Annotated in this window: 16 protein-coding genes; 9 read left to right on the top strand and 7 right to left on the bottom strand. The window is 72.2% G+C overall.

Going from position 1 to position 17,222, the window contains the following annotated elements; translation table 11 throughout:
- Positions 1-250: 250 nt before the first annotated feature.
- Together PV789_RS18125 and PV789_RS18130 are read left to right on the top strand one after the other, a co-directional pair.
- On the top strand, positions 251-919 hold the full coding sequence (locus tag PV789_RS18125) for a hypothetical protein (RefSeq protein ID WP_274973752.1): 669 nt from the start codon (positions 251-253) through the stop codon (positions 917-919).
- Between the two features lie 65 nt (positions 920-984).
- Complete coding sequence (locus PV789_RS18130; protein WP_274973753.1) at positions 985-2,085, top strand: helix-turn-helix domain-containing protein; 1,101 nt, start codon at positions 985-987, stop codon at positions 2,083-2,085.
- A gap of 30 nt (positions 2,086-2,115) precedes the next feature.
- On the opposite strand, the gene PV789_RS18135 is transcribed toward PV789_RS18130, so the two are convergent.
- Positions 2,116-3,162: a glucose 1-dehydrogenase gene (locus PV789_RS18135; RefSeq protein WP_274973754.1), complete on the bottom strand. Its 1,047-nt coding sequence runs from the start codon at positions 3,160-3,162 to the stop codon at positions 2,116-2,118.
- 341 nt (positions 3,163-3,503) lie between these two features.
- Here PV789_RS18135 and PV789_RS18140 point away from each other — a divergent pair, with 341 nt between their 5' ends.
- The 3 genes from PV789_RS18140 (at position 3,504) to PV789_RS18150 (ending at position 7,276) form a co-directional block, all read left to right on the top strand.
- Positions 3,504-4,904: an acyl-CoA synthetase gene (locus tag PV789_RS18140; RefSeq protein WP_274973755.1), complete on the top strand. Its 1,401-nt coding sequence runs from the start codon at positions 3,504-3,506 to the stop codon at positions 4,902-4,904.
- Between the two features lie 393 nt (positions 4,905-5,297).
- Positions 5,298-5,717 carry a Fur family transcriptional regulator gene (locus tag PV789_RS18145; RefSeq protein ID WP_013153727.1) on the top strand — a complete coding sequence of 140 codons (420 nt, stop codon included), beginning with the start codon at positions 5,298-5,300 and terminating at the stop codon, positions 5,715-5,717.
- A gap of 59 nt (positions 5,718-5,776) precedes the next feature.
- Positions 5,777-7,276: a catalase gene (locus PV789_RS18150; RefSeq protein WP_274973756.1), complete on the top strand. Its 1,500-nt coding sequence runs from the start codon at positions 5,777-5,779 to the stop codon at positions 7,274-7,276.
- A 184-nt stretch (positions 7,277-7,460) separates the two neighbouring features.
- Here PV789_RS18150 and PV789_RS18155 read toward each other — a convergent pair whose 3' ends face one another.
- Positions 7,461-7,838 carry an ankyrin repeat domain-containing protein gene (locus tag PV789_RS18155; protein WP_274973757.1) on the bottom strand — a complete coding sequence of 126 codons (378 nt, stop codon included), beginning with the start codon at positions 7,836-7,838 and terminating at the stop codon, positions 7,461-7,463.
- Between the two features lie 231 nt (positions 7,839-8,069).
- On the opposite strand from PV789_RS18155, the gene PV789_RS18160 reads away from it, so the two are divergent.
- Both PV789_RS18160 and PV789_RS18165 read left to right on the top strand, forming a co-directional pair.
- A complete protein-coding gene (locus PV789_RS18160; RefSeq protein WP_274973758.1) occupies positions 8,070-8,858 on the top strand; it encodes an SAM-dependent methyltransferase in 789 nt (262 codons plus the stop codon).
- Between the two features lie 250 nt (positions 8,859-9,108).
- Complete coding sequence (locus PV789_RS18165; RefSeq protein ID WP_274973759.1) at positions 9,109-9,543, top strand: hypothetical protein; 435 nt, start codon at positions 9,109-9,111, stop codon at positions 9,541-9,543.
- A gap of 108 nt (positions 9,544-9,651) precedes the next feature.
- Here PV789_RS18165 and xynA read toward each other — a convergent pair whose 3' ends face one another.
- Positions 9,652-10,653, bottom strand: coding sequence for an endo-1,4-beta-xylanase XynA (gene xynA / locus PV789_RS18170; RefSeq protein WP_274973760.1), 1,002 nt, complete (start codon positions 10,651-10,653; stop codon positions 9,652-9,654).
- Positions 10,654-11,043: 390 nt separating this feature from the next.
- Here xynA and PV789_RS18175 point away from each other — a divergent pair, with 390 nt between their 5' ends.
- Entirely contained in the window at positions 11,044-11,337 is a 294-nt protein-coding gene (locus PV789_RS18175; RefSeq protein WP_212643831.1) for an Rdx family protein, read from the top strand.
- An 89-nt stretch (positions 11,338-11,426) separates the two neighbouring features.
- On the opposite strand, the gene PV789_RS18180 is transcribed toward PV789_RS18175, so the two are convergent.
- The 4 genes from PV789_RS18180 to PV789_RS18195 form a co-directional block, all read right to left on the bottom strand.
- Positions 11,427-11,795 carry a type II toxin-antitoxin system PemK/MazF family toxin gene (locus PV789_RS18180; RefSeq protein WP_274973761.1) on the bottom strand — a complete coding sequence of 123 codons (369 nt, stop codon included), beginning with the start codon at positions 11,793-11,795 and terminating at the stop codon, positions 11,427-11,429.
- A complete protein-coding gene (locus PV789_RS18185; RefSeq protein WP_274973762.1) occupies positions 11,792-12,478 on the bottom strand; it encodes a hypothetical protein in 687 nt (228 codons plus the stop codon). Before PV789_RS18185 ends, PV789_RS18180 begins: the two co-directional genes overlap by 4 nt.
- Positions 12,479-12,680: 202 nt before the next feature.
- Positions 12,681-13,868 (bottom strand): FUSC family protein, encoded by a 1,188-nt coding sequence (locus PV789_RS18190; RefSeq protein WP_274973763.1) that lies wholly within the window; start codon positions 13,866-13,868, stop codon positions 12,681-12,683.
- 759 nt (positions 13,869-14,627) lie between these two features.
- On the bottom strand, positions 14,628-15,962 hold the full coding sequence (locus PV789_RS18195; protein ID WP_274973764.1) for a transposase: 1,335 nt from the start codon (positions 15,960-15,962) through the stop codon (positions 14,628-14,630).
- Positions 15,963-16,144: 182 nt separating this feature from the next.
- On the opposite strand from PV789_RS18195, the gene PV789_RS18200 reads away from it, so the two are divergent.
- Positions 16,145-17,221 carry a styrene monooxygenase/indole monooxygenase family protein gene (locus PV789_RS18200; RefSeq protein WP_274973765.1) on the top strand — a complete coding sequence of 359 codons (1,077 nt, stop codon included), beginning with the start codon at positions 16,145-16,147 and terminating at the stop codon, positions 17,219-17,221.
- The last annotated feature ends 1 nt before the right edge of the window (position 17,222 follow it).

The following is a 17,222-nucleotide window of genomic DNA, read 5'->3' on the forward strand; positions in this document are numbered from 1 at the left end:
CGGGCCGGGGAAAGGGAAAACGGCCCCGCGCGAAAAGGCGACGGTTTCTCCGACTCCGCCCGGAACACGGACGGATTCTTCCGCGACCGGAACGGCACGGCGCCGACCGATCGCGCCCCGGCGGCCCGCGCGGACTGTCGGCGGTCGTCCGCACACTGGGGGAAGCCCCCGCACCACGACCCGAACCCGAAGATCTCCGACCACGATCGCGGTAGTGTTTCTTCACGCTGAGACTCCCGGAGGGTGCTCTGTGCTCATCGACCCCCACCATCGAGACGACCGGCTGGCCCGGATCGGAACGTCCTGGAGAATCCTGGAGAAGGCCCTGCGCCGGGGCGAGGAGGGCTGGCGCAGCGCCACCCCGAGCCACGGGGTGGACGCCCCCTCCCAGTACGCCCACCGCTGGCGGCTCGCCGCGCTGCGGGACGAGCAGAAGCTCCACCACGGCTGGGACAACGCCCGCCTCCTGCAGATCGAACTCACGGTCGACGCCGAACGCACCACCGCCATCCAGACCCTGAGCGGCGACCACCACACCGGCAGCCCGAACCCGGCAGCCGTACCCCGCAACCGGCACCCGCGCGGCCCCAAGGGCCAGCGCCTGCTCACCGGGCACGGCGAACACGAACAGCTCACCCTGTTCCCCGAGACACCCCCGACCAGGCACAACGAGGTGTCCCTCGACGGCTGCGAGGAACTGGAGGTGTGGGTGCTCCTGGTCCACCGTGTGGACGACGCCGGGGACGGCCGCGTCTTCTGGCATAGTGAGTTGTCCCGGCCCCACCCGCCCAACGCACGGGGCTACATCACCGGGTGGCACGAGCGCGTCCCGCTCCCCGCCCTGGAGATCGGGACCGTGGCCCTCCCGGAGGGCGACGAGGAGCCGGAGGGACTCGACGTCCCCGTCAACTTCCGCTAACGACGACCGTGCCCGGCGGGTCCGCGCCCGCCGGGCCGTGGACAACGACAAGGCAGCCGCACACCATGGTCACGCCGTCACGCATCCGGCTCGCCCGGGAGCGCAGGGGACTCACCCTCGCCCGGTTGGCACGGATGAGCGGGATCTCGCAGCAGAGCCTGTCGGGTTACGAGAACGCGCACGCCGTCCCCACGGCGGACACGCTCGCCGCCATCGCGGGCGCCCTCGGGTTCCCCGCGGCGTTCTTCACCGCCGACGAGGTCGAGGAGGTCCCCTCCGAGGCCGTGGCCTTCCGGGCCAGGACCAAGACCTCGATGCGCAAACAGAAGGCCGTGCGCTCCCAGGCCGCCCTGGCCATCGAGCTCAACAACTGGATCGGGCGGCGCCTTGCCCTGCCCGAGCCCTCGGTCCCCACCTACGGCAGGCCCTCCCCCGAGGCCGCCGCGGAGATGGTCCGCTCGCTCTGGGAACTGGGCGACACCGCGGCCCCCAACATGGTGCACCTGCTGGAGGCGCACGGGATCCGGGTCTTCTCCCTGGACACCGAGCACCGGGAGGTGGACGCCTTCAGCTTCTGGCGCGACGCGGTGCCCTACGTCTTCCTCAACACCGGCAAGAGCGGCGAGCGGGGCCGCTTCGACGCCGCGCACGAACTCGGCCACCTGGTCATGCACGGCCACGAACGCCCCTCCAGCGGCCCCGGGGCCGAACGCGAGGCCAACCAGTTCGCCAGCGCCTTCCTCATGCCCCGCGCCGACGTCGTGGCCCGCATGCCCGCGGGCGCCCAGATCGACCAGGTCATCAAGGCCAAGGCGATCTGGCGGGTGTCGGCGATGGCCCTGGCCCACCGGCTCCACGACGTGGGGCTGCTCACGGACTGGCAGTACCGCTCCACCTGCCGCCAGCTCGCCGAACTGGGCTACCGCTCGGCCGAACCGGACGGCATCGCCCGCGAGACCTCACAGGTGCTGCCCAAGGTCTTCGCCCTGCTGCGCAGCACCGGCCGCACCCCGGCCTCGGTGGCCGCCGCGCTGCACATCCCCCTCTCCGAACTGCACGCGCTGATGTTCGGGCTCTCCATCACCGCCCGCACCGGCACGGGGTCGGGAACCGCGGCCCCCGCCGACAGGCCCGTGCTCCGGGTCGTCCCCGACTCGCGGCGGTAGGGCGCACCGGAGTCCGCCGGACGCGGCGGCTCACAGCTCGATGACGGTCTTGACGTCGTCGCCGCCGGGTTCGAACGCCTCGTGCGCGCGCTCCAACGGCAGCCGCCGGGTGATCACCCGCTCCAGCCAGGAGTGGTCGGCCCGCGCCAGCGCCCGCGCGGCCATCTCGTAGTGGCGCAGGTTGGCGTTGACCGACCCGAAGAGCACGTCGTTCTCCAGGACCAGCCGACGGTTGATCTCCCCCGCGTCGACGTCGATCGTGTGCCCGCCCGACGAGATGCCGGTGAGGCACACGATCCCGTAGGCCGCGTTGTGGGCCATCGCGTCGAGGATGACACCGGAGGCGCCGGTGGCCTCGATGACCACGTCCGGCTCACCCGTGGCCGCGACCTCGGCGACGCCCCCCGTGTGGTAGGTCGCGCCGAGGGCGGCCACCAGCTCGGGTTTGACCCCGTGCTCCACCCGGTCCAGCACGTGCACGTCCAGACCGCGCTGGACGCCGATCATTGCGGCGAGCAGGCCGATCGGCCCGGCGCCGGTGACGAGCAGGCGGCGCGGCTCGAACCAGGCGCGTCCGCCGATCCGGTCGATCTGGTCCCACGCCTTGGCCACGACCGTGGTCGGCTCCATCAGCACGCCCACGCGCTCCAGCGACGGGTCGAGCCGGACCGCGTAGTCGGCCTCCACCGTCCACTGCTGGGAGCCGTAGCCGTGGAGCTGCTTGATGCCGCGCTCGGTGAACCGGCCGTTGCGGCACATGTCGAACTCGCCGTGCGCACAGGCCCCGCACGGCACGGGGTCGGGCCTGCGCACCACCCCCACCACCAGGTCGCCCGCGGAGAAGCCGCTGTCGTCGGGGGCCTCGCGCACCCGGCCCAGCGACTCGTGCCCCAGGACCAGGCGCTCGTGGCCGGGCGGCGCCTCGCCGTACTCGGCGGCCGCGATCTCGCGGTCGGTGCCGCAGATCCCCAGCGCGATGCCGTCGACGAGCAACTCCCCCGCGCCCGGCACGGGCGCCTCCACCTCGCTGACCCGCACCGAACCCGCCTGCGACGGCACCACTGTCAGAGCACGCATGGCCCTCCCCCTCACCTGACACACGTGTCGGCCCCGGTCCCGTGTACCGAGGCGCCCCCGGAACGCCGGCCCGGGGTCGGAAGCGGTCTCCGGCACCCGCCCCGCTCCCCCGGGGATTCTGCCAAGCGGCTACCCGGACGCCGCTCCCGACACACGAGGCGGGGCGCGAACGTGCCGGTGCGGAGCAGGAGCGGGACACGAACGGGACCGGGCGCGAACACGCCGGGCGCGAGCCGAGCCGAACGCGAACGGACCGGGGCGCGAACGGCCCGAGGCCGCTCCCGCACCGCTCCTGTGGTGTACTGGCCGACTGGACAGGACACGACCGGAAGGGGCACGAGGTGCTGCTGGGTTCGGACGCGGGCGAGGGGACCGCGGTGAGCGTCGGCGGGGCGGGGCTGGACCGCGAGGAACTGTGGTCGGCCGCGGCCGCCGTGGCCGAGCGGGTGGCGGGGGCGGACGCCGTCGCCGTGCACGGCGAGGCCTCGCTGTCCACGGTCGTCGCGGTGGTCGGCGGCCTGCTGGCCGGGGTGCCCGTGGTCCCGGTCCCCGCGGACTCGGGGACCGCCGAGCGCCGCCACATCGTGCGCGACTCCGGCGCCGCGCTGTGGCTGGGCACCCCTCAGGAGGACGTCGACCTGCCCGTCGTCCCCGTGGACCCGGCCGAGCGCTCCTCGTTCACGCTCCCCGAACCGCCGCCCGACTCCACCGCGCTGGTCATGTACACCTCCGGGACCACCGGGCCGCCCAAGGGCGCCCTCATCCCGCGCCGGGCCGTGGCCGCCGACCTGGACGCGCTCGCCGACGCCTGGGACTGGACGCCCGACGACGTGCTGGTGCACGGTCTGCCGCTGTTCCACGTGCACGGCCTGATCCTGGGCGTGCTGGGGGCCCTGCGCGTGGGCAGCCCGCTGCTGCACACCGTCCGCCCCACCCCCGCCGCCTACGCCGAGGCCGCCCGGGGGGCTCGGCGCGGAACCCTGTTCTTCGGCGTGCCGACCGTGTGGTCGCGGATCGCCCGCGACCCCGACAGCGCACGCGCCCTGTCCGGGGCTCGACTGCTGGTCTCGGGCAGCGCCCCGCTGCCCGACACGGTGGCCGACGGCCTGCGGGGGGCGTGCGGCCACAGCCCCGTGGAGCGGTACGGGATGACCGAGACGCTGATCACCGTGGCGGCTCGCGCCGACGCGCCCCGGCGCACCGGCTGGGTCGGGACGGCGCTGCCGGGTCTGCAGACGCGGCTGCGCGGCGAGCACGGTGAGCCCGTCGCCTGCGACGGTGAGAGCGTCGGTGAGCTCCAGGTCCGCGGCGCCACCCTGTTCGGGGGCTACCTCGGACTGCCGGAGGCCACGGCCGCGGCGTGGACCGGGGACGGCTGGTTCCGCACCGGCGACGCGGCGGTCCGCGACGGGGACGGTTGGCACCGGATCGTGGGCCGGATGTCGGTGGACATGATCAAGACCGGCGGCTACCGGGTCGGCGCGGGCGAGGTCGAGGCGGTCCTGCTCGGGCATCCCGGGGTGGCGGAGGCCGCCGTGGTGGGCGAGGCCGACGACGACCTCGGCCAGCGGATCGTGGCCTACCTGGTGGGCGAGGGCATCTCCCCCGAGGCGGTCATCGACTTCGTGGCCGAGCGCCTGTCGGTGCACAAGCGCCCGCGCGAGGTGCGCGTGGTGGACACGCTGCCGCGCAACGCGATGGGCAAGATCCAGAAGAAGCTGCTGGGCAACGCGCCCGCCTGAGTGGCGGCGGGGCGGCGGCCCGCCCGCCGGGGCGGGGGTCGGGGAACGCGTGCCCGCCGACGGCCGCGGGTCCGCCGCCGGGACGGGTGCGGGGCAGCGCGCGGGCGTGATCACGGGCTGTCCGAGCGGGGGGCTTCCTCCCGCTGGAGCGCCTAAGCAAGCGGCACTTTTACGACGTAGATCACAAAAGGGACATTCCGACAGCCGCCGGGACGCGGGTGGTCCACCGCCGTGGACCACCCGGCCGCGCACCAGCGGGGAACGGCGGGAACCGGACGGGGCGTGCGGTGGGACGGCTCTCCCGGGTGCCGCCAGGGCCCGCCGGGCGGGAGCCGGCGCCGGGTTAGGCGCACCTTTGTTGGAATCATTCCAGAAAAGTGGTTCAATGGGCGCATGCACCAGACGGAGACCGAGGCCCTCCTCCGGGGGGCTTCGCTACGCGTGACCCGACCCCGGGTAGCGGTCCTGGAGGCGGTCGGGGCTCATCCGCACGCCGACGCCAGCACCGTGCTCCAGGCGGTCCGCGGCCAGCTCGGTGCGGTGTCCACACAAGCGGTGTACGACGTGCTCAAGGCTCTGACGGACGTCGGACTCGTCAGGCGGATCGAACCGGAGGGGTCGCCCGCGCGCTACGAGCGCAGGGTGGGCGACAACCACCACCACGTGGTCTGCCGCAGCTGCGGCACGATCGCGGACGTGGACTGCGCCACCGGAGCCGCGCCCTGCATGACGGGTTCACAGGACCACGGTTTCGCCATAGACGAGGTCGAGGTCACCTACTGGGGCATCTGCCCCGACTGCCAGAAGGCCTGACACACGCCCGGTGCCCTGACCGCGGCACCGAAAGATCCCACCTTAGGACCGAGGAATTCATGTCTCAGGACAACACGAAGCCGCTGACCACGGCCAACGGCGCCCCGGTAGCCGACAACCAGAACAGCCTCACCGCCGGACCGCGCGGCCCGATGCTGCTTCAGGACCTGTGGTTCCTGGAGAAGCTCGCCCACTTCGACCGCGAGGTCATCCCCGAGCGTCGGATGCACGCCAAGGGCTCCGGAGCCTTCGGTACCTTCACGGTCACCCAGGACATCACCCGCTACAGCAAGGCCGCGATCTTCTCCGAGGTCGGCAAGCAGACCGAGATGTTCGCCCGCTTCTCCACCGTCGCCGGTGAGCGCGGCGCCGCCGACGCCGAGCGCGACATCCGCGGCTTCGCCCTGCGCTTCTACACCGAGGAGGGCAACTGGGACGTCGTCGGCAACAACACCCCGGTCTTCTTCTTCCGTGACCCGCTGAAGTTCCCCGACCTCAACCGCGCCGTCAAGCGCGACCCGCGCACCAACATGCGCTCGGCCGAGAACAACTGGGACTTCTGGACCAACCTCCCCGAGGCCCTGCACCAGGTCACCATCGTGATGTCGGACCGCGGCATCCCCGCCGGCTACCGCCACATGCACGGCTTCGGCTCGCACACCTTCTCGTTCATCAACAAGGCCGGCGAGCGCTTCTGGGCCAAGTTCCACTTCCGGACCCAGCAGGGCGTCAAGAACCTCACGGACCAGGAGGCCGCCCAGGTCGTGGCCGGGGACCGCGAGTCCGCGCAGCGCGACCTGTTCGAGGCCATCGAGCGGGGCGAGAACCCCAAGTGGACCTTCTACGTCCAGATCATGCCCGAGGCCGAGGCGGCGGACTACCGCTTCCACCCCTTCGACCTGACCAAGGTCTGGTCCAAGAAGGACTACCCGCTCATCGAGGTCGGCGAGTTCGAGCTCAACCGCAACCCGGAGAACTACTTCGCGGACGTGGAGCAGGCCGCCTTCACCCCGGCCAACCTGGTCCCCGGCATCAGCTTCTCGCCCGACCGCATGCTCCAGGGCCGCCTGTTCTCCTACGGTGACGCCGCCCGCTACCGCCTGGGCGTCAACCACCACCAGATCCCGGTGAACTACCCGCGCGGCGCCAAGCTGGTCAACACCTACCACCGCGACGGCACGATGCGCGTGGACGGCAACCAGGGCGGCGTGCCCGGCATCGAGCCCAACTCCTACGGCCGCTGGCAGGAGCAGCCCTCCTACGCCGAGCCGTCGCAGGCCATCGGCTCGACCGCGGACCGGTTCGACTACCGCGAGGACGACGACAACTACTTCGAGCAGCCGGGCAACCTGTTCCGCCTGATGAACGCGGACGAGCAGCAGCGCCTGTTCGAGAACACCGCGCGCGCCATCGACGGCGCCTCCCAGGCCACCATCGAGCGCCACATCGGCAACTGCACCAAGGCCGACCCGGCCTACGGTGAGGGCGTGCGCAAGGCGATCGAGGCCCTCCAGGCGGGCAAGGTCTCCGCGACCGACCCCAACTCGGACGCCGTCTGAGCAACGCCCGAAGCCCTGACCGGGGCGAGGGCGTGAGGACCCCGGATCCGGGTCCGATCCACCGAGCCGACGCGGCCCCGACCGCGTCGGCTCGGCCCGTTTCGGGGCCCGGTCCCCGGAGGGCGCCGGGCGCCGTCGGGCCCGGGGGCCGCGGCGGCGCGGCCCCCGGATCGGGATCAGCGGATCAGGGCAGCAGGTGGGAGCGGCCGAACATCTCGGCCGCGGCGCGGGCGCTCGGCGTGCCCGCGTCGAGGTCGGCGCCCGCGGCGACGAGCAGCGCCACGATGCCCTCCTCCCCCTTGAACAGCGCACCGGCCACGGGAGTCTGGCCCCGGTCGTTGCGCAGGTCCACGTCGGCGCCGCGGTCCACGAGGGCGCGGACCACGGCCTCCTGGCCGTGGTAGGCGGCGAGCATCACCAGGGTGTTGCCCTGCTCGTCGCGGGTGTCCACGGGAAGGCCGTGGTCGAGGAACTCCAGCAGCTCCTCCGTGCGCCCCTCCCGGGCGAGGTCCATGGCCAGGGCGATGACCCGGCCCGTCTGCTCTGCGGAGAGTTCGTTCATGGGTTCCATGCTAGACATCTCCACCTGGCAGAACGCGCACACGCGGCCGCGGCGGGGCCCGGGTGGGCCCGGGGCGGGGCGGTGTCGCGGCCGGGCAGGGGACGCACGGGAGTGGCTGAGGGCACGGGTCCTTGCCCGGAAACCCCTGTGGCGCAAGGGTTTCGTGGTTGCGTTAGTGCCCACCACGCCAGGACAATCGCAGCGCGACACCTACTTCCCCGAGAGGATTCCATGACCGCCACTCCCCCCATCGACACGTCGGTCCCCCACTCCGCACGCGTGTGGAACTACTGGCTGGAGGGCAAGGACAACTACCCCGTCGACCGGGAGTTGGGCCGACAGATCGCGCAGGCCTTCCCCGAGATCGTGGAGGTCGCCCGCGCCGACCGGCAGTTCCTCGTCCGCTCGGTCACGCACCTGGTCGAGGAGGAGGGCGTCCGCCAGTTCCTGGACATCGGCACCGGCCTGCCCACCGCCAACAACACCCACGAGGCCGCCCAGGCCGCCGCGCCCGAGTGCAAGGTGGTCTACGTCGACAACGACCCCCTGGTCCTGACCCACGCCCGCGCCCTGCTCACCAGCAGCCCCGAGGGCTCGACGGAGTACGTCGACGCCGACCTGACCGACCCCGGCCCCCTCCTGGAGCAGGCCAGCCGGTACCTGGACTTCTCCCAGCCGATCGGGCTGACGTTCATGGGCACCCTGGGCCACTTCCCCGCGGTCGAGAGCACCTACGCCCTGGCCCGCGCCTACGTGGACGCGCTGCCGTCGGGCAGTTTCCTGGCCCTGTGCGACAGCACGAGCACGAGCCCGCAGATCATCGAGGCGTCCAAGGCGTGGAACGAGGGCGCGAGCCAACCCATCCACCTGCGCACCGCCGAGGAGATCGAGCGCTTCTTCGACGGTCTGGAACTGCTGGAGCCCGGCGTGGTCTCGGCGTCCCTGTGGCGTCCGCTGCCCAGCGAGCTGGGCACGCCCAAGGAGGTCGCCCAGTACGGCGGCGTGGCGCGCAAGCCCTGACCGCGGACGCGTGCGCGGGGGCGCCCGGCCGGAGAAGCCCCGGTCGGGGGCCGGGCGGCCCCGCGCTCACCGGGAAACGGGAGAGCCGGACGGGCGGCAGCGGGGCCGGGCGGGCGGCACCGCGACCCTCGGCGGGTGAGCGGTACGCGGCGCGGTCCACGGACCGGCCTCCCCGAAAAATCCGGGATCCGTCCCGATCAGGCCTGTGGACAACCCGATCCGGCCGTGTCCGCGCGCGCATACTCAGAGCATGCTCTCCTCACACGCCTCCGCCCTGCTGTCCGCCCTCCTCGACGACCTGCCCGGCACCAAGCACCTCCTGACCCTGCACACCCGGCACGCGCTGGCCACGTCCGTCGAACGCCGGGAGGAGGGCTTCGACGTCGAGCATCCGGCGGTGGTGGAGCGGCTGTGCGCCGCCCTCACCGGCGGTGGCTCCGCGGCGGTGGTGCTGCACAGCCCCACCGACCGGATCTCCCACACGCTTCCCGACGGGGTGGACGTCCCCGTCACCCTGGTGCGCGGCTGGACGGTCGCCGACCGGACCCTGGTGCCCCTCGACGAGGCGCGGATGTTCGACGCCCACTGCACCGACTCCGCGTCGGGAGAGCCCGTCCCGCCGGAGCCGGGCGTGGTGTACACGGACGCGCCCGCGGTCGACCTCACCCTCTTCCACGGCACGTGAAAGCCCCCGGTGCCGCGCGGTGCGGCGCCGGGGGCCCTCACGTACCGCCCGGGGCGGCGCGGCGGCCGCGGCCGCCGCGCCACGGGTGGATGCCGGCGGCGTCCGGGGTCAGTTCGCGTTGCAGGAGACCGTCGGCCAGGTCCAGTTGCCGTTGTGGTCGATCGTCACGCCCCAGTTGTTGCCGTTGCCGTTGGGCCTGGCGGTCAGCACCTGGGAACTGGGGTAGTCGGCGCCGACGTTCCACGTGGCGCTGATCCTGGCCGGGGACGGCACGTTCATCGTCACGGTCCAGTCGTTCGAACCGCTGACCGAGACGTTGAGGTTGTACCGGTCGCTCCACTGCTGGCCCGCGGACAGGGTCGCGGTGCAGCCGCCGCCACCGGGGTTGCCGGGGTTTCCGGGGTTTCCGCCGCCGCTGGAGCCCACGGTGATGTTGGAGCTGCCGCTGCTCTGGTAGCCCTCCGTGGCCATGATCATGTAGTCGTGGTTGCCCAGGTTCATTCCGGCGCGGGCCCAGGCGTCGAAGTGGTTTCCGGAGGTGATGGTTCCGCCCGTGCGCCTGGACTGGCGCACGCTCCAGTACTGGGGGAAGGTCTGGATGCCGTCGATGGAGGGGGCGTCGTAGCGCATCGTCCGGTAGATGTCGTACGTGCCGCCGTCGCTGGTGACCGTGCCCATGTGCGTTCCGGTGGGCCGGTAGGTGCCCCAGTTGTCGACGATGTAGTACTCCACGAGCGGGCTCCTCGTCCACCCGTAGAGCGTCAGGTAGGAGTTTCCGGACGGGTTGAAGCTGCCCGAGTAGGTCACCGCCCTGCGCCCGCCGGTGGGCCAGCCCTTACCGGCGACGAAGTTGCCGGTGTTGCGCCAGGAGGTGGTGTAGTTGCCGCCGGAGCCCAGCTCCATGGAGACGGTCCCCTGGCTGTCGGTCCAGAAGGAGTAGAAGTAGCCGTTGTGGGTGCCGGTCTGGTTGGTGGTGATGGCCGCGCTGGCGGTGCCGGGCAGCAGCGCCAGGGTCGTGACCAGCGCGACCGCGACGGCGCAGACCCGGCCGACGAGCGTTCTGGCGCGACCGTCCCCGCGGCTCCGCGGGGGTGCGGGGGAAGGGTTCATGAGTGCTTCCTCCTCGTGGATGGGGGGTCAGGAGGCGTGCGGAGGACCGGATCGGGGTGATCCGACCCGACGGGGACCGTGATCCCCGTCACAGGGCCAGTGTCCGTCCGACTCCGTTGCGTTGTCAATAAATTCCGGAAGATTCCGGATAACTTGACGGGGGCCTCTCTTCGCGTTCGGCGTCCACACTGCTCAGCGGCGTGGGGATACCACGCGACCGCGACCGGACGCCCTTACTTCCGGAAGTCTTCCGGACCATGGTGGACGGGGTGCCGCCGTCCCACGGGCGCGCCAAAAGTCCGGCACGCGCGGGCAACGCCTTCCCGCGCGGGCAACGACAACGCGCTCCGGCCTCCCTCTCCGGCCCGATCCCGTGCCATGCTGGGAGTCATGGAGGTCAACGAACCGCGGCTGGAGATCGAGTACTGCACCCGGTGCCGGTGGCTCCCGCGGGCCACCTGGATGGCACAGGAGCTGCTGACCACGTTCGAGGCCGAACTCGGCGAGGTCGCGCTCGTCCCGGGCACCAACGGCGTGTTCGAGGTGCGTCTGGACGGGGAGAGCGTGTGGTCGCGCCGGACCGACGCGGCCTTCACCGACGCCGCCGAGCTCAAGCGCCTCATCCGGGACCGGATCGCCCCCGAACACCACCTGGGGCACTCCGAGCTGCCCTCGGACGGCTAGGGGCCGGGGTCGGGCCCGTTCGCGCCGGGCGCGAACGGGCCCCTTCAGGAGCGCCGCAGGACCGGGGACGGCGACGGCCGCCGCCCAGCTCAGACCTGACCGGTGTACTCGGCCCAGTTGACGTAGACGTCCTCCAGCAGGTCCGCGGGGAGTTGGCCGACGAAGTCGCCGATCTCGTCCTTGGCGAGCGGTTGCGCGGCCACGACGCGTGCCCAGCACTTCTTGTCCACGTTGGCCACGCCGTGGTTGAGCTTCACGCAGTACTTGGTCCTGCGGGAGGACTGGCTCGAACAGGGCACGACCATGACGATCGGCCATTCCTCGTTCTCGTTCTCGGCCTCTCCGCTGATCACGATCACCGTACGTTGCGGGTGTGGATCACGGTCGTAGTCCGGGGGCAGGGTGAGACGGTGGTCGGGAACCCGGTAGACCCCGCCGCGCCTGATCGCGGGCTTCACTCCTCACCCAGCGCTTCCGTGGTCGCCCGGCGGCGTGCCTCGGCGAAGGAACCCATCTCCTCCAGCAGGTCCGCGCCGACGCCCGGGTCCGACTCCGCTGCGGTCCTGTGGGACAGACGCGCCCTGTAGCGCTCCTTGAGGGCCTGGTACTGCTTGCGGCGCCTGGCCCGGCTCAGGTCCAGCAGCACACCGCGCTCCCCCTCGGTCTGGGCCCCCGCCATGGGAGGCGTCTCGTAGGAGAGGTCGCGCAGGGCGGCCGCGGACTTGCCGCCGTGCTCGGCGACGACCTTCTCCAGGAAGACCGTCAGGTCGCGGTCCAGGGTCACCTCGACGTCCTCGATCAGCCGGAGCCCGGCGTCCGCGGCAAGGCTGTGCGGGTCGTGCTCCCTGGTGATGACACCGGCGGTCACGAGGGCTTCCTCGACCCTGTACTGGGACGTGTCGAACGGGCCCTGGCTCTCCCAGCGCCATGTCGCCCCCGAGAACGCCACGCCCCCGGCCTCCACCGCGGTCAGGTCCGCGAGATAGAGGAGTGTGGCGACCTTCGCACGGTTGAGCACCCGGCCGTGGTCATGGGCGACCCGGAGCAGGGCGAGCACGGACCGCAGAAGAGGATCTTCCGGTTGGGTGAAGATCATGCTGTGTGCCACCTCCGCTTCGATCGCGCACGAGGGGGTCGTCATACCGAATCTCTTTCGAGTCTAGGGGGCGGGCACGGGAAGACGGGGTCCACCGTGCCGAAGGCTCGACCATGCTTGCATGACCGGCTCTTCGGATACGGGCGTTCACCGAAAATCCGCCGGTGCCTGATCGGAGAACCGGCGCCGACCCGCGGCGGTCAGCGCAGAGTCTGGGCGGCGACGGCCGCTGCCCGGCCCGGACGGTTCAGGAGCGCCGGAACGGCCGGCGGCGCCGGGACCGGCGCCCTGACCGGGCACGCCCCCGGGGCGCCCACGGCAGCCACGGCTCGCGCGGCGGGTGGGCGACCCGCGTCTGCTCGTCCTCTCCGGCCAGCGCCCGTTCGGCCCCCTCGGGTTCGAGACCGGCGAACAGCATGATGTCGGTGGCGACCATCCGCACGTACAGGTGGGCCGCCCCGGTCACGGGGTCCTCCAGCGCGTCCTCGTCGAAGGGCCCGACCAGGGCGAGCACCCGGTCGACCGCGCGCTGGCGCGCCGCGCGGTCTCCGAGGCCCTCGGCCAGCACGTCGAGCACGGAGGCCATCTCGCACACCACCGGCGCCAGGCGTCGGCGCTCGCCGGTCTCCGTGGCGGCGGTGGTCCGCGCGAGGGACAGGCAGCTCTCCCCGAGGATGATGAGCCGGTCGATCCGCTCGTCCTCGTACCGCAGCGGCTCGGGGTCGGTCCACCGCGCCCTGGACCAGCGCACCGCGCGGTGGCTGTTCTCGCGTGCGCGGCTGAGGTCGGCCATGGGCCTGCTCAGGGCGCCCAGGCGGTCCACCGTCCACAGGGAGGGGTCCTCGTCCTCCTCCAGCGCGCGGCCGGTCGCGCCGAGCAGGCGGACCATCTCGGCCAGCGCGGCCGCCTCGGCCCGGCGCAGCCGCGAGACCACCCGGGCGGGGAACAGGAGCTGGCTCACCAGGAGCGCCACACCCGCTCCGATGAGGGCGTCGGTGAGCCTGCCGGTTCCGGCGAAGGCCACGGTGAGGATCGCACTGGCCGCCGCCTGGGCGATCACGAGCCTGGCGGCGCCGACGGCGACGGAGATCGCCATCGCCACGCCGGTGGCGGCGGCCAGGGCCCCGTAACCTCCGCCGGTGACGACCAGGGCCAGTTCGCCGACGACGATGCCGATGACCACGCCGAGCAGCATCCGCACGGCGTTGGTCCCCCGCTCCCCGCCCGCGGCGTTGAGCGCGATGACCGCGGCGATCGGCGCGAAGAAGGGGGAGTGGTCGCTGACGAGGCCGCCCGCGATGATCCACGCCGCGGTCGCGGCGAACGTGGCCTGCACCACCGATCCCCCGTCCGCGGACAGGCGGTCCAGCGCCGCCGATCCCGCGCGGGCCGCCGACCGCGCTCCGGCGCGGACGAGGCCGCTCAGAGACCGCATGCCCCTCCCGACGCCTCCGGGTCCGGCGGGCTCCGCACGCCCGCGTGGACACAGCCACTGCCCCCACAGCTACTCATGAGGATCACATGAGCACCCTGCGAAACAAAAGCTCCGCGCGTCACTTGAGCAGAAGTCGGCCGCGCCGCTTCCCTCGCAGCGGCACGGGCCCCCGCCGGGGGCGACGGAGCCCGCGCGGGAAACGGTCGGCCCCGGACGGCGAACCGGCCGATCGACCGCGCACACCCCTGGCCGGGCGGGCACATGTTACGTACGCTTACTCTCAGTGAGGGAAAGAGCGCCTCCTCCGTACCCCGCTCACCGGGCGCCTCCCCCCTCGTCCGCAACCACCCCTGCCACCAGGAGAGACGTGAGCAAGAGGATCGGTATCGTCGGCGCCGGGACGGCGGGCCTGCACCTGCTGCGGCACGGTGTGGAGGTCACCGTTCCTGAACAGTGATCAGAAGTGACCCCCGGGGGGTCACTTCGGCACTGCGCCCATCCCGAACGGTGCTGGATGGGCTGGGTCACCGCGTTCCTGCCCCGTCCGGCCACGCGCATCGCGTGCACGCGCCGTGACGGGTGGGCGGTTTCCCTCACGCCCACACCTCCCCGATGCGGCCTGGACGGTCCGATGCCCCACACCATCACCCTGGTGGTGTGGGGGCGGTGTCGTCCGTCGCCGGACCGGGTGGCCCTGAGCGCGCCGCCCGACCGCGATGCTGGCCGCATCGTGCCGGGAGACCTTCCTACGTTTAGTGGTCAGGGGTCGTTGCCAGTGCTGGGCACCCCACCCCCGCCGAAGGCAAACGCCGGGTCCACGGCGATGACCGACACCCCCAGGGTGTGGGCCATCGAGGTCAGCCGGGACCGCAGCCGGGCGGTGGGAAAACCACTGATCAGCTGCCGGAAGCGTTTACGCCGTCCGTGCTTTTCCCGGGTCTTCTCGCGGGCGAAGTCCAAGTCCTCCACCGCGATGGCCCGCACACCGCTTGTGGTGGCCCAACGCAGCAGCCGGGACAGGGCATGGCGGACCTGCGCGTCCCGGTGGGAGGCGCTGCCAGACAGGTCGAACTCAAAGCGGCGCGGGTTCCCGATCGGGTTGCCGTGGGTGTCCAGCCGCCAGGCGGCCAGGTGGTCGGCGTTGGCGTCCACCCCCACCACCCCGCGGGCCAGCGCCGCCTCCCACGGCACCTGTGGGACAGGAGCATGCGTCCAAGACGCGCTCACGTACCACCGGCCCCGGCCGGTGTCCAGGTGGAGGCGGTAGGCCACCGCCCCGTCGGCCTCAACCCGATCAGCCCACTCGGTGCCCCGGTGAGCGAAGGCCACCCGACCCGAGAGCACATACCGACCACGGGCAGCGTTAGCCAGGTGCGCCAACGGGGCGGGCAACCGGATCGAGACCTGCCCCTCGGGGGTGATGCGGATCGTCTCGTTGCCGTAGCGTTTGCCGGACTCACCCTCAGCTTGGAGGAAGAAGCGTGCGGCCTCCCACCGGGCCCGCCACTGGGCCTGGGTGAGTCCGGCCTGGTCCAGGTGGTGGCGGGTGTGCAGCAACCGCTTGCCGCCACGCACCACATGCACCCGCCCCGCCTCCCAGTCAGCGACCGCCACCGCATGGCGATGCTCCAGGGCGGCCAGGCGTCGTGACTTGGCGTGCCACTCCCTGCGACAGGAGTACCCGCCCGGCACGCCCTTGGTGCCCTTTTCTCCGAGTGGTTGGGAGAGCCGGTGGCGCAGGATGTCGATCCCCGCCTGGAGGCGGTGCAGGTGGGCGGCCTGGCTGCGGCGGGCCAGCGCCCACTGCTCGTTGGAGGCCCTGGTGATCGTCCCCGCCCACCGCGACGAGGATTCAGGGGTCAGTTCCCGTTTGCGGGCCGCCCAGGCGTCCTTGCCGTGGCTGGTGCCGTGCGCACACCGGGCGGCCAGGTCCGTGGAGGCGAGCGATCCCAGGTGCGCGCCCACGGCCTCCAGCACCGCTTCGTCCTCAGTGGTGAGGCCTTTGAGCCGGTCACGCACGCTCACCCCGGTCGGTGTGGGGGCCAGGAACGGGTCGGCGAGGGTCCGCAACCGCCGCATACTGGTACCTGCCATCCCTTCCCACCTCCCGATCCTGCCGGTTTCGTCGCTGTGTTCGAGATGACCGTAGCCAGGTTCGGGGGCGCTTGTCCGGAGAATCAGCGAACTCCTCGGACGGAATTTCACCGGCGGGCCGTCCATCGGGGTGGGGACACACACCACACACCGCTTTCCGGCAGCAGTAGGGGCTCACTCCTGTGCCCTTGTGTGCGTTCGAGTCGCCTCCCGACCCAACAGCTAACAACCCCGGGCACGAGTACCGGGTGGGCCCCGGCCCGGAGCCCACCGCCTTCCGGGGCCGCTTCAGCGCGCCCAGCCGGGCCGTGGACTACCGGATCTACCAGCCCCGGCTGACCGAGGACTTCGCCGAACGCGGCGGAGAGCTCGTGCTCGGCCGCCTCTCCCCCGACGACCTGCCCTCCCTGGCCTCCCGGTTCGACCTGGTCGTGGTGTGCACCGGACGCGGCCCGTTCGCGGAGGTGTTCGGGCGCGACCCCGCGCACCCGGCCTTCACCCGCCCCGGAAGGGCGCTGTGCGCCGGCCTGTTCACCGGCGTCGCTCAGCAGCCCGTCCCCCAGGTGACCTTCCACGTCTCCCCGGGCGCGGGCGAGATGATCGAGTTCCCCACCTGGACCGACGGCGGTCTGGTCATGGCCCTGGTCATCGAGAACCACCGCGGCTCGGCCCTGGAGGCCCTGGCGTCCACCCCCTACGAGGAGGACCCCGGGGCTTTCCGCGACCTCGCCCTGGAGCTGCTGCGCGAGCACTACCCGGACTGCTTCGAACGGATCGACCCGGCGGAGTTCGGCCCGCTGGACGGGCCGCGCGGAATCCTCCAGGGCGCGGTGACCCCCGTGGTGCGCCGCACGCACACGGTGCTGGAGGACGGCACCGTCGTGCTCGCCCTAGGCGACGCGCACGTCACCGTGGACCCCCTGCTCGGCCAGGGAGCCAACATCGCCTCCCACGCCGCGTGGGTGCTCGCCGAGGAGATCGTCCGCCAGGACGTCCTGGACCGCCGCTTCGTCGAGCACGTGGACATGCGCCGACAGGACCGCGTCCTGTCGGCGTTCCGCACCACCAACCTGTTCATGGAGAACCTGGAGGCCCTGCCCGCGGACTTCGTGGAGTTCCTCGGGGAACTGGGCCGCAGCCCCTCCCTGGCCGACGAGTTCACCGAGTGGTTCAACTACCCCGAGCGCTTCTGGGACGACCTGGCCGACCCCCGGCGCACGGCGGCCTGGATCGCCCGGCACGCCCCCGCCTCCGACTGAG

Origin of the sequence: Nocardiopsis camelliae (assembly GCF_028993595.1) — a bacterium.
Lineage (GTDB): Bacteria > Actinomycetota > Actinomycetes > Streptosporangiales > Streptosporangiaceae > Nocardiopsis > Nocardiopsis dassonvillei.